Below are 11,469 nucleotides of genomic sequence, written 5' to 3'. Positions count from 1 at the left end.
CAGACCAACCCAAAGTGTCGCGGGATGGAGCAGCCCGGTAGCTCGTCAGGCTCATAACCTGAAGGTCGCAGGTTCAAATCCTGCTCCCGCAACCAAATCCACAAAATCAAACCTATCCACAAAATCCAAGCTGTGGGCCAAGGCTAATCCTTTACCGATAGGGTAATGTCTTGGGACGCGAAGCAAATGCGCTTTGGGAGTGTTTCTCCGAAAGCGTTCCACTGTGGCGCGGCACTTTCACGCCCGATGAGCCGATCCGCCTAACTTACGTCGCGCTGCCGCCAATGCGATTGACATCTGTGTTGGGAAAGAACTCTGCCCAGACGTGCCAGAACAGCCCGGCGCGCAAGGTTTCAACCCGCGTGAGTTGCCCCTGATCGCTATTTCCCCAAAAGTCACATCGCTTTACTGGTTTTTCGCTGTCGTTGTACCAGACCCCGAGGCTTTCGAAATGTGGGTCTATTTGCACCACAAGATCACGCCCACCGACTTGTGTGTTCACCAGCCAGTTCTGGTCAACCACGAAGTCGTCGGTCCAACAGACGGCATCCGACCCGATGGTCACGCCCCAAACAGGTGTCTTGTTGGGCAGGCGTGTGTCGGGCGCGCGCTCCATGTTGTCCATGACGGGGTCAGCCTCTTGATGCTGCCTGGCGATCCCCCATCCGAAAACGATCTCAAGCACCATGTCCAGCAGTCTCAGGAACGAGTTGCTTGACGGCTTGTTCAGAAAGACCTCACCGTCCGGGTAGGCTTTCCTGAAGCCACGGAATGTCATGCGGAATGTTGGCCATGGCTCCATTTGAGCTTCCGGGCGCAATGGGCAGGCGGGACCGTCCGACGCGGTGTCCCGATCCGCTTCTCGGAACCCATAGATGTGTTGGATCGGTTCCCCGGTGTCGTCGTCCCGCAGGATCAGGTTGTTGCCATGTTGCGCTAGAACTTGAAGATTCAGCCGCTTTCCTTCGATGGATGGCCTGTAACCCTGACCAAGATTGGCCATTGCACAATAGGTCATGACGACGTCTTCGCCCCCAAGCCCCCTGGCGTCGCCGGCAAGGTGAGGCCGCATGATCTGGGCGTCAGGATGTGCCCGGGCGTGATCGCCGTTTGTCATCACGATCACGGGCGCGGTCGGTCCGACGAACCGTTCCGCTTCGGCAATGCTGTAGTACCGGGCTGTGTTGAGCTGGTTTCTCAATCCCAAATGGACCCACACATAGGGAAAGCCATACAGAACCAATGCCAGAGCCGCCCCCACCCACCAGATCGCGCCGATGCCGGCACCGAACGCAAAGCGGGCTATGGTCGTAACCGCAAAAGCCGCAAGGCCAAGCCCGATCAACCGATATTCGTTGCGAATGAAGCGGATCATGTTTTCTCGCTTTACCTTCAACAACATCTGGGAGACGTCGCCGAGGTCGCGGAAATAGAGAAAGCCAATCCCGAGCGAGACAGCGAGTCCGATATAGAAGATCAGGTTGGCAAGCATGGAGGTGCCTCTTGAACGTGGCGGGCCGAGGTGAGGTCGGATTGCAGTTAGCGTTCGACCGCAGCCTGTTTGGTCAGAAAGGCTTCGACCGCGGCAACGGTTTCCGGGCGCAGGTTTTCGATGCCTTCATAAGGCACGCCGCGCGCAGGTTCGGTATCAGGATACAGCTTCTTGCGGGCAAGATGCCGGCCCAGAATGCGCTGGAATTCCTGGCCGCCCCATGCGCCGACTTCGGTCGAAACCGGGTACTTTTCATGCGTATCCCGATAAATATCGAAAAAATTCGCCAGAATTGCACTTTCTCCGGCACCCGGAAGGTTCAGTTTCAACTGATCCTTCACGATCGCCTTCGGGGACGCCACCGAATAGATGATCACGTGATCGCGGCGCGTTTTCGACTCATCACCGAACAGGATTGACGCGGATTGGTCCACCCCATCCACGAGCCTGTCCCGTGGGATGAACGCGTCGGCACCAGCGAGGCGGGAAAGGGTCGTATACAGATCCGACACATGGATGATGTTGTTCACGATCGAGTCCGCCTCGATCATTCCGGGCCAGCGGATGAAGGCATCCACACGTACGCCGCCTTCTGTCGTATCTCCCTTGCCGCCGCGGAAAATCATCGGCGTGAAACCTGACTGTGGGGAATATTTCGTGAAGTGTCCGTTGTCGCCCATCAGCACTACAATGGTGTTTTCGGCTACGCCAAGCGTCTCCATCTCGTCAAACAGCACGCCCAGATATTCGTCCAGCAGTTGCAACTTGTCGGCGTAAAGGCCGCCATTCACGCTTTCGGGGCCGTCGCGTCCTGCACGCGTGTTGTCCAGCGGGATCATCGGCCAGTACTGCAGAAAGAAGGGGGTGTCGCCGCCTGCCAGCCGCTGCAGTTCAGACAGCGCCTTGAGCTGGAACTGCTCGTTCATCTCATCGTATTTTTCCGCGTCCCACCGCTCGCCGGGCTGCATGCGGATTTCGCGGATTGGACCGCCAGCCTCACCTTCGATGACGGTGGCCATGGCGGCAGGATCGGGGCGGAACCAATCGTCTACGATGTAGTCCTCTTCAAAGTCCTGGATGCCGACCGAGACCTGCTCGCGGATGGCGTCATCGTTGAAGATCGTCAGCTGACCCTGTTGATGGATGGCATGCTGCGCATAGTCGAAACCCTGGTTCATCGCCCAGCTTTCGGCGATATCGCCCATATGCCACTTGCCGACATGGCTGGTGGCATAGCCGGCCTCTTTCAGAACCTCTGCCAGCGTGACCTCATCTCCGGGAAGGCCAAAGCCGGCAATGTCGACCGTCGTATCGCCCATGCCCATGCGCACCGGCAGGCGCCCAGTCATCTGGGCCACGCGCGTCGGCGTGCAGGAGGGCTCGGTATACATTCGAACCATGCGCATGGCTTCGTCCGAGAACGCATTGATGTTGGGGGTTTCAATTCCACGTACTGCATTCAGTTCGGGAATGCCCATGTCGCCGAAACCCAGATCGTCGATCAGAATGGATACGATGTTGGGAGGGTTGCCAGAATTGCCTTCCCGAAATTCGGCCAGTAACGCATCGACGGCAGCGTTGTCTTCAACCCACTGCTCGCCATTCTGCGCTTCCAGTATATAGTACTGTGCGTCATGGATGATCGGCGTGTCCTGCGCATAAAGCGGGGAAGACAACAGGATCGAAATGGCCGGCGCCAAACAAAAGAGTCTTGTGAACATAAGGGTTTCCCCGCTGCAGGATGGTTGCGACTGCGACAAGTCTAATTATTTCGGTCCCTAAATCAAATTCAGGGGCGGTGGCACGAGGGCCGGTCGCCCCGTTTGGGGGCAAACCACCGGCGTGATCGTTAGGCTGTTTCGAACAGGGCGTCGGTTAGCACATGTTCCGAAAGCGCACCGGGCGCGCCGATCGCTACAAGCCGCGTCTCGGGTTTTCGGTCACCCCATGCGCCATCCCGTGAGATGTCCATGCGCTTTCCGACGACCTGCACAAGAATGCGATGGTCCGGGTCCTCCTCGCTGAAAACAAATCCTTTGAGGCGATAGACGTCGCCCGGAAGCTTTCGAATTGCGCCTCTCAGCGATGACAGGCTGATGGGTTGCTCGGCCTTCATCATCGTTGTTGAAAAGCCGTCTGAATGATCAGCGTGTCGGCACCCGCAGTCAGGCCCATGCTCATGATGCTCCGGCACTTCTGTCTCAAGCTGTTCGGCAGCGAACCGGCCGACCGACAGCAATATGTCCAGCGGGACATCCGCATTGACCGCTTCGACCAGGCGATACCTGCGGAAACGCGAGCCGAGCCAGTCGTGCACTTTCTGGACTGTTTCTCTGCTGACCAGGTCCACCTTGTTCAAGATGACCATGTCGGAGAACGCGATTTGCCTGAGTTTCAACTCCATCTGCTCTGGTGCAGCGAACAGCTGCTCGGCGTCGACAAGGCACATCAGGCTGTCGAGGCGGATCATGTCCCGGAACTTCTGGTCCGTGAACGTCATCGCGATCGAGGACGGGTCCGATACGCCACTGGCCTCGAGGACGATGTATTCCGGTTTCTCCGGTCGGGCGAGAACGGCCTCGACCGTTTCGATCAGGTCATCCCGGATCGAGCAGCACACACAACCATTCGCCAGGCTCATCACATCGTCTTCCAGGCCAACCACAAGATCAGCATCCACATTGATCGAGCCGAAATCGTTGACCAGAACCGCAACCCGCAGACCATGATTGCCGGTCAGGATGCGGTTCAGTAGGGTTGTTTTCCCCGCCCCGAGAAAGCCGGTAAGAATTGTGACCGGAATTGCCGCAGTCGAACCAAACTCGATCATACTGTCACTCCGTCTTCTTCTTGCGGTTTGGAATGACGTCGTCGGTCTTGATCACAAAGTCGCTGGGCCATTCGGGATTGGGCGCGCGGAACACGTCGGAGGGGTAGTATTCCTTGGGGTCGATCTCCATGTCGCGGTACTTTTGGTCCTGCTGTTCGGCGCGCGATGACCGCGGGGCAGGTGGCTTGATTTCATCGGGCAAGGTGATCTTGCCTTCGGCTTCCATCTTGCCCAATTCACGGAACGGTGCGACCGAGCCTGACTTGCCGGGCAGTGTCGCCTTCCGATACCAGATCGCATCTTTTGTGACGTTGACCACGGCCACGTCCAGACCCCAGGCGAACAGCCCATCATAATGGGCCCGGATACCCGCCAGCATCTCGGCATCAATGTCCTCGTCCTGCGTGTAATGGGTCACCATCGCAAGCCGGGGGCGTGCCTCAGCCATCATCTTGCCAACCGCATAATGCGAGGTGTGATGGGTATCGATCGTGTAGTTGAACAGCTCCTGCGGCAGGCCGTATTTGTAGGTCATCAACTGGCCGATATCCTGACCGGACATTTCGGTGACGAACACATCAACGCCTTTGCCGTATTCAAGGCTCAATTCATCCGGTCGGCCGTCCCCGGTCCAAACGAAGCTCAGGCCGTTCCAATCCAGGCGATACCCGACGGCGCCGTCCTTGGCATGGCTGCGTGGCCACGAGCGCACGGTGACGCCGTCTTCGTCGTAGACGATGCCGCCTTCCTGACGGAAATCGAACTCGTTGACCTCGATTTCATAGCCGTCTCCGATCGGGAATACGTCGAAAGCCTCCAAATGCCATTTCAGCATTTGCTTCATGCCTTCCACCATGCCCGCCGTTCCAAGCTCGGGAGTCCGACCGGACGGGCCGTGGATCCGCAGCGGCGTGTAGCCTCCCGACCAAGCTCTGAACGGATAGATATAGGGGATGTCGGCGTAGTGATCGACATGCAGGTGGGAAATGAAAATGTCGTTTATCAGTTGTCCCGGAACCTGCATTGCAATGATGTTGCGCACACAACCCGACCCGAAATCGAAGAAAAACCGCTTTCCATTTCCCAACTCAACCATGATGCAAGTACCCGCTTGATCTTCCCGCGGCGGATATGGTGTTGAGCCGCAAAAGGATATGCGCATCTCGTCGGGCCCCAATTCCTCGGAAAGCGGGAAATAGTTTGCGTTCGACCCGGTCATGTATTTCGTCGGCCGGAAGTACTCCGGCAAAGTGATGCCGCCGGCAGGCCGGCCGCCATAGGGGTTCTTTAGGCTTTCACCCAGAGGGCCGTCCCCCTCATGGGCCTGTGCTGCGCCGGAGCCGTAGCTGACAGCCCCCGTTGCCACCGCACCTGCCGCCAGCCCCTGCATGACATGCCGGCGCGAAGGGTTTTCGATTTCATCCGCTGGCTGGTTTTGCTCTTTTTCGTGATCGGTGCTTTGGTCTTTGTCGGTCATTGCGATACCCTCAGTCGGATGCGTTTCTAAGATTGCGCTTCGCCAGACGACGAAGCTCGTTCACAAGTTCAGATTTGATGTGGGCCCATTCCTCGCGCTCGGACGCGGTGATCGACGTATCCTTGAGCTTTGCGCAGACTTTGCCGAAGTCCTCGATGGCCTCGCTCAGAAACGCGTCTGGCTCGAACTGGCTGGAAAGCGCAGTCGAAAGCTCGGGTAGCTCGTCTTTGAGGTCGTCCGTCACTGGATAAGGCCCGATTCCCACTATCTATTCTCGCATCAAGATGCGTGCGGTTGACCGGGGCGGCCAAGTGAGTCACCGTGAGTTGGGGGTGAGTTTGCAGTGAACCAAGCCAATGATTTATCGATAGATCAAGATGTTGGGCGACCATCACCTGACCTGGTTCGGCTGGCGCTGCGTGACGTTGTTGCCAGCGCCGAGTTCCAAACTTCACCCCGGCTTCAGCAGTTTCTGACCTATGTCGTCGAGGAAACCCTCGCCGGTCGCGGTTCCCAGATTCGCGGCAAGGCCATTGCCGTCGAAGTGTACGGCCGCAGCATTGATGGCAGCGGCGGTCGAAATCTGGTTCGGGTAGAGGCCAGGCGACTACGGCGTTTGCTGCGTGAGTTTTACGAAGACCATTGGGACGGCCAGGGCGTTCGGATCTTCATCGATCCTGGCGGATACAAACCGCGGTTTTCGCACCAAGCTTCCCCGGATGATCCGAAGTCAGACCTGGCAAGCCACGGCCCGCCCGGCGGGCCCAGGCACCTGCGTGGACTTCTGTTGGTCGGGCTGGGCGTTGTGGCCATGATCGTCATGCTGGGCATGTGGCTGAGACCCGGCAACGACGAGGCCGGGCGACCCTCCAACACCACCCGGCAGGCCGAACGGGCTGCGCTTGGTCAGCAGTCGCTTGCCAGATTGCAGGCGGCCAACCTGGCGGATCAGGCGCGGGGGATGTTCTTTCCGGTCTTCGATGTCAAACGCCAGCAGATCGCCTTGGGAATGTTCCAGCATTCCACCGAGCTCGACCCGGCCTTGCCCGATGGCTATGCGGGAATGGCTCAGGTCTTGGCCACACTGGCTCTGCTGTCTCAAGACGAGGACACACGAGAGGATCTGTTGCGCCAAGCATCCCAAATGTCAGGAACGGCGCTTGAGTTGTCGCCGTCGGGTGCATGGGCCAATGCCTCGAATGGCTTGCGATTGGCGGTGTCGGGCGACGCGGATGAGGCTTTGAAATACGCGCGGCTGTCTGCTGAACTTGCGCCTGAAGACGGCCATGTTCTGGACCTTGTCGGGATTGCCGCCCTGATTGCGAACGAGCCTGGCCTAGCGGCGGAGGTCAGCAATCCGTCGCGGGTCAGATCCGGGTCCGGCCGATTTGGGGCGAGAAATATCTGGGGCGTATCGCAGCTGGTGCTCGGGAACTACGAAAACGTTGTCGATGCCTTTCAGGGTGCGCCTGCTGCAGGAGCGCCCGTCAGCGGGCCATCACTTTTGTTCCAGGCCGTCGCACATGATCAGCTGAGCAATTTTGACGAAGCGCAAAGACTTGTTGATGAGTTGGACGCCACGTGGCCGGATTTTCCGTCCGAATTTCTGGTGCAAAGGATCTTTCCGAGTGACGCCGATATACGGAAGAAGATACTCGGATCTCTGGCGAAGTACTGACAGACCCGTCGCAGCCTGCGCCGCTAAGAAGTCTTCAAGTTCCAACTGATGGCTTCGTGCGCGGCCCAGCTCGGCGTTGACGTTTCGGTGCTGCAGTCCATCGTCGGCTTTGGGGAAACTTGCGGCAAACTTTTCTTGACCTTCCAGCGCGGGAATGGGGCAGACAGTCCCCCCGAAACTGTGCGCAAGGCGGCAAGACCGGCAGGTCAAGCAGGTTTGATCAGTGTCAGACCGTTTTGGTGTCGCCCGCGCCAAGCCAAAAACAACCGAGTGAAACGAGCCGATGAACAAACTGACGCTATTGGTAGGCGGCGTTCTGATCGCAGGCGCTGCCGTGTTCGCCTACAACCTCAGCCAACAACCTGCAGGGCACTCGAAGGAGGTGCCTGACACCTCGTCGCTGTCGCGGGGGGACCCGATCGCGCAAGTCAGCGTGCCGGCGACGTTCAGTGCGCCGGCCCAGATGGGCAAGGTTGCCTTTGACGTCAAATGCGCAGCCTGCCATGGGGCGAATGCCACGGGGCTGGAAGGGCTGGCGCCGCCCTTGGTGCACAAAATCTATGAGCCCAGCCACCACGGGGATGAGGCGTTTCAGCGGGCGGTTCAATATGGTGTTCAGGCCCACCACTGGCGCTTTGGCGACATGCCGCCGGTCACTGGCTTGACCCGTGCAGACGTGCAGGGCATCGTTGCCTATGTCAGGGAACTACAGCGCGAGAACGGGATAAACTGAACCTTGCACAGTTGGGCGGACAGGATGATCGGACGGTGGGTTCTGGCCTTGGGCCTGGTTCTGGCCGGTATTCTGGTGTTCTCGGAACCCGCCTTTGCGCATGGGGGCGATGGGGGCACACATGCCGTCGTCGATCTGGAAGAATCCGACCCCGACCATGTCGAAAAGGGCCACCCGGGCCATTGCCACGGCGGGGCCTTCTGCAACGGCGTGGCCATGACCGTGGCCGCGCCCGTCGTTTCCGCGCTGGTTTCAAGGATCAGCCGCCGTGCCATACCGTCGGGCCGGTATCGGATGTTGCCGGTGGCCCTGTTCGACCCGCCCCCGCCGCGCGCCGTGTCCTGAGTCACGAAATGCCTCTTCTGGGGGCGAGTTGAAGCAGACATACAGGACAAGACGATGACCTTTTTCAAGCTGACGACGGGCGCCGTGCTGGCGTGGATGGTGGCCGTGACCGCCCTGGCGCATGGTGGCGCCACCGGGATCGTGAAGGAACGCATGGACGGCATGTCCGCCATGAAGGACGCCATGAAGACCCTGACGCCGATGATGCAGGGCAAGACGACCTATGACGCCGGCACCGTCCGAGACGCAGCAGAGACGATCGGCCGCCATGCCGGCGACAGCATGACCCGGCTGTTCCCCGAAGGTAGCGACGGCATGCCCTCCGAGGCCAAACCCGCGATCTGGCAGGACTGGGACGCCTTCGCCGAACTGGCCGAACAGCTGCAGACCTATGCCGAGGGGCTGGCCCTTGCGGCCGACAACGGGCTGATGATGGCCGGTGCCGGGCAGGGGTCCGGCATGATGAGCGGATCGGGCATGATGGGTGGCGCCTCGATGATGGGGGGCGGGGCCATGATGGGCGGAACCCCCAAGCGCGAGGAGCTGTCCGAGATGCCCGCCGATGGCGTGTTCATGATGCTGGGCCAGACCTGCTCGGCCTGTCACACGCGGTTTCGGTCGGAATAGGGTGCCACGATGAAACGCATCTATCGTCTGGGCCTTGCCTCTGCCGTACTGGCTGCAGCGGGGCTTGCCGCCGTGATCGCGTGGCCGATCGGTCTGACGCCAAAACTGCCCGAGCTTGCGGGCGAGGTTGACCGCGGGGCCTACTTGGCGCGGGCGAGCGGCTGCATCGCCTGCCACACCAACTTCGCCGAGGGTGGCGCGCCCTTGGCCGGCGGCGTCGGGCTCGAAACATCCTTTGGCACGCTGTATTCCCCGAACCTGACCACCGACCCGGACCATGGCATCGGCGGCTGGTCGATCGAGGAATTCGCCAAGGCCGTACGCCAAGGCGTGGCGCCGGACGGGCAGCCCTATTACCCGGCCTTCCCGTACCCGTTCTACGCCGAATTCACCGATCAGGACATCGCCGACCTGTGGGCGGCGTTCCAGACCGTGCCCCCGGCGGCCACGCCGTCCCGCGCGCAAGAGATGGCCTTTCCCTTCAACCAGCGCTGGGGGCTGAAACTGTGGCGCGCGGCCTTCCTTGATCCTCCGCGCACCGATCCGGTCCCCGGCAAAGGTGATGTGTGGAACCGCGGCCGGCTGCTGGTCGAAGGCGCCACCCACTGCGCCGCCTGCCACACCGGGCGCAATCTGCTGGGCGCCCGCAAGTCGGCTACCGAGCACTTCAAGGGAAGCGATGCCCTGCCGGGCGGCGACAAGGCGCCAGCCATCGACGCTGAAACCCTGCAAATGCGGGGCTGGACGGTCGACAGCCTGGCCTATGCCCTGCGCACCGGCATCATGCCCGACGGTGACGTATTCGGTGGCGCAATGGGCGAGGTCGTGACCAACGGCACCAGCTTCCTGAGCGAAGAAGACCGCCGCGCCATGGCCACCTACCTGCTCGAAGACCATGACGGAGGGTGAAAAGGTGGAGCCGCCGCGCCGAACGATCTCGCCAATAATGAAATGGGGCACACGGGTGGCCGTTGTGATCATCGGCTTGGCCAGCGCTCAATGGTGGAAGTCGAAAGGGGTGCCTGACGGTGCATCCGCCGATCCGCTACGTGGGGCGGCGCTTTATGCCGAAAACTGTGCGTCGTGTCACGGGGCCAAGCTGGAGGGTCAAGCCGATTGGCAAACGCCTGATGCGGACGGCGTCCTGCCAGCCCCGCCGCATGATCGAACCGGGCACACCTGGCATCATGGCGATGGCCTATTGTTCGACTATACCAAGTTGGGCGGCGAGGAGATGCTCAAGCGAATGGGAGTCTCGGGGGTCCAAAGCGGAATGCCGGGATTTGCCGACAGCCTGTCCGATCAGGATATCTGGGACATCCTCGCGTTTATCAAGGACAGTTGGCCCGAACGCGAACGCGCGATTCAACGCCAACGTACCGAGGCGGAAGCCCGGGCAGGCAACTGATTTTTTGTCGGAGTTTACGCGTCAATTCTGTGTCTGCTCAAGTCGGTTGGGCGAGATCACTACTCGCCTCCGCTCGGCTCGGTCCCGTGTTCGCCACCCTATGAAGCAAGCAGACCCGACAGTTTGAGTGCCCCGGACTGCAGCAGTGGCAGGAATTGCTTCAGGCTTGTCAGATCGTGCCGCTGCGTGGGGGCGTGCACGGACAGAGTGGCCGCAAGCCGGTCATTCTCGTCAAAGACCGGAACCGCGACGGCGGCCATGCCGGGCATGAACTCCTCGTCGTCGGTCGAGTAACCGTTCTGGGCGATTTTGGCGATCTCGGCACGCATGGCCGTGGGGTCGGTAATGGTTTTCTCGGTGTTAGCGGTCAGCCCGCGGGCCGAGAGAAACCCATCCAAGGTGTTTCGGCGCAGGGTCGAGAGGTACATCTTTCCGCTGGCGGTGCAGTGGAATGGCACCTGGGTCCCAATCGGCAGCTGGATTCTCAGTGGCCATTTGGTCTCGACCCGGTCGAGATAGATCATCCCCTCGCGGTCGGGGATGGCAAGGTTGCAGGTCTCACCAATTTCGTCGGCTACTCCGCGCAGAATGGCCAGGCGGGCCGTGCGGAGATGTTCGGACGACACGGTGTTCACGGACATCTGCCGCAACCGGGGGCCGGGCCCATAGGACCGGCCGTCCAGATCACGTTGAAGGAACCCTTCGGCCTCGGCCGTCTGCAGCAGCCGGTGGACCGTCGGCTTTGCCAGACCCAACGCTTCGATCAGATCTGCCGGTTTGACCGCGACCCCGCGCCGCGCGACCTCTTCCAAGATCAGCAACAGGCGCAGGTTCGTTGGAATCTGGGTATCCTTGTCTTGTGTGTCCGTCGCGGTCATC

The 11,469-nt window shown here is 60.3% G+C and carries 12 protein-coding genes and 1 tRNA gene; 7 read left to right on the top strand and 6 right to left on the bottom strand.

The annotated features are described in order from the left end of the window. The first annotated feature begins 18 nt into the window (after positions 1-18). Positions 19-95 (top strand) — tRNA-Met (locus ACR0BA_RS16010). A gap of 170 nt (positions 96-265) precedes the next feature. On the opposite strand, the gene ACR0BA_RS16005 is transcribed toward ACR0BA_RS16010, so the two are convergent. The 5 genes from ACR0BA_RS16005 to ACR0BA_RS15985 form a co-directional block, all read right to left on the bottom strand. Further along, entirely contained in the window at positions 266-1,492 is a 1,227-nt protein-coding gene (locus ACR0BA_RS16005; RefSeq protein ID WP_480728910.1) for a DUF3179 domain-containing (seleno)protein, read from the bottom strand. Positions 1,493-1,539: 47 nt separating this feature from the next. Next, a complete protein-coding gene (locus ACR0BA_RS16000; protein WP_480728909.1) occupies positions 1,540-3,213 on the bottom strand; it encodes a sulfatase-like hydrolase/transferase in 1,674 nt (557 codons plus the stop codon). Between the two features lie 128 nt (positions 3,214-3,341). Further along, positions 3,342-4,322: a CobW family GTP-binding protein gene (locus ACR0BA_RS15995; RefSeq protein ID WP_170443700.1), complete on the bottom strand. Its 981-nt coding sequence runs from the start codon at positions 4,320-4,322 to the stop codon at positions 3,342-3,344. Positions 4,323-4,326: 4 nt separating this feature from the next. Further along, entirely contained in the window at positions 4,327-5,799 is a 1,473-nt protein-coding gene (gntH, locus tag ACR0BA_RS15990; protein WP_480728906.1) for a guanitoxin biosynthesis MBL fold metallo-hydrolase GntH, read from the bottom strand. A 10-nt stretch (positions 5,800-5,809) separates the two neighbouring features. Next, complete coding sequence (locus ACR0BA_RS15985) at positions 5,810-6,043, bottom strand: hypothetical protein (protein ID WP_170357967.1); 234 nt, start codon at positions 6,041-6,043, stop codon at positions 5,810-5,812. Positions 6,044-6,142: 99 nt separating this feature from the next. Between ACR0BA_RS15985 and ACR0BA_RS15980 the strand changes: the two genes are divergently transcribed. The 6 genes from ACR0BA_RS15980 to ACR0BA_RS15955 all read left to right on the top strand — a co-directional run bounded on the left by ACR0BA_RS15980 (position 6,143) and on the right by ACR0BA_RS15955 (position 10,590). Continuing rightward, on the top strand, positions 6,143-7,477 hold the full coding sequence (locus ACR0BA_RS15980) for a hypothetical protein (RefSeq protein ID WP_480728905.1): 1,335 nt from the start codon (positions 6,143-6,145) through the stop codon (positions 7,475-7,477). 283 nt (positions 7,478-7,760) lie between these two features. After that, positions 7,761-8,210 carry a c-type cytochrome gene (locus ACR0BA_RS15975; RefSeq protein WP_480728903.1) on the top strand — a complete coding sequence of 150 codons (450 nt, stop codon included), beginning with the start codon at positions 7,761-7,763 and terminating at the stop codon, positions 8,208-8,210. 24 nt (positions 8,211-8,234) lie between these two features. Beyond that, complete coding sequence (locus ACR0BA_RS15970) at positions 8,235-8,555, top strand: hypothetical protein (protein ID WP_480728901.1); 321 nt, start codon at positions 8,235-8,237, stop codon at positions 8,553-8,555. 54 nt (positions 8,556-8,609) lie between these two features. Next, a complete protein-coding gene (locus ACR0BA_RS15965) occupies positions 8,610-9,182 on the top strand; it encodes a c-type cytochrome (protein WP_480728900.1) in 573 nt (190 codons plus the stop codon). A gap of 9 nt (positions 9,183-9,191) precedes the next feature. Then, positions 9,192-10,091, top strand: a complete 900-nt coding sequence (locus ACR0BA_RS15960) for a c-type cytochrome (RefSeq protein ID WP_480728898.1) — start codon at positions 9,192-9,194, stop codon at positions 10,089-10,091. Between the two features lie 37 nt (positions 10,092-10,128). Next, complete coding sequence (locus tag ACR0BA_RS15955; RefSeq protein WP_480728896.1) at positions 10,129-10,590, top strand: c-type cytochrome; 462 nt, start codon at positions 10,129-10,131, stop codon at positions 10,588-10,590. 98 nt (positions 10,591-10,688) lie between these two features. Here ACR0BA_RS15955 and ACR0BA_RS15950 read toward each other — a convergent pair whose 3' ends face one another. Continuing rightward, positions 10,689-11,468: an IclR family transcriptional regulator gene (locus tag ACR0BA_RS15950; protein WP_170357980.1), complete on the bottom strand. Its 780-nt coding sequence runs from the start codon at positions 11,466-11,468 to the stop codon at positions 10,689-10,691. Position 11,469: the final 1 nt, after the last annotated feature.

The organism is Ruegeria sp. CI5 (genome assembly GCF_056536885.1).
The sequence above is the reverse complement of the archived record's forward strand: the minus strand, read 5'-3'. Positions and strand labels throughout refer to the sequence as shown.

Bases quoted from the DNA above. Each gene is read 5' to 3' on its own strand.
- ACR0BA_RS15950 (WP_170357980.1), bottom strand. From the start codon at position 11,468: ATGACCGCGACGGACACACAAGACAAGGATACCCAGATTCCAACGAAC.
- ACR0BA_RS15975 (WP_480728903.1), top strand. From the start codon at position 7,761: ATGAACAAACTGACGCTATTGGTAGGCGGCGTTCTGATCGCAGGCGCT.
- gntH (WP_480728906.1), bottom strand. From the start codon at position 5,799: ATGACCGACAAAGACCAAAGCACCGATCACGAAAAAGAGCAAAACCAG.
- ACR0BA_RS15955 (WP_480728896.1), top strand. From the start codon at position 10,129: ATGAAATGGGGCACACGGGTGGCCGTTGTGATCATCGGCTTGGCCAGC.
- ACR0BA_RS15965 (WP_480728900.1), top strand. From the start codon at position 8,610: ATGACCTTTTTCAAGCTGACGACGGGCGCCGTGCTGGCGTGGATGGTG.
- ACR0BA_RS15960 (WP_480728898.1), top strand. From the start codon at position 9,192: ATGAAACGCATCTATCGTCTGGGCCTTGCCTCTGCCGTACTGGCTGCA.
- ACR0BA_RS16005 (WP_480728910.1), bottom strand. From the start codon at position 1,492: ATGCTTGCCAACCTGATCTTCTATATCGGACTCGCTGTCTCGCTCGGG.
- ACR0BA_RS15995 (WP_170443700.1), bottom strand. From the start codon at position 4,322: ATGATCGAGTTTGGTTCGACTGCGGCAATTCCGGTCACAATTCTTACC.
- ACR0BA_RS16000 (WP_480728909.1), bottom strand. From the start codon at position 3,213: ATGTTCACAAGACTCTTTTGTTTGGCGCCGGCCATTTCGATCCTGTTG.
- ACR0BA_RS15970 (WP_480728901.1), top strand. From the start codon at position 8,235: ATGATCGGACGGTGGGTTCTGGCCTTGGGCCTGGTTCTGGCCGGTATT.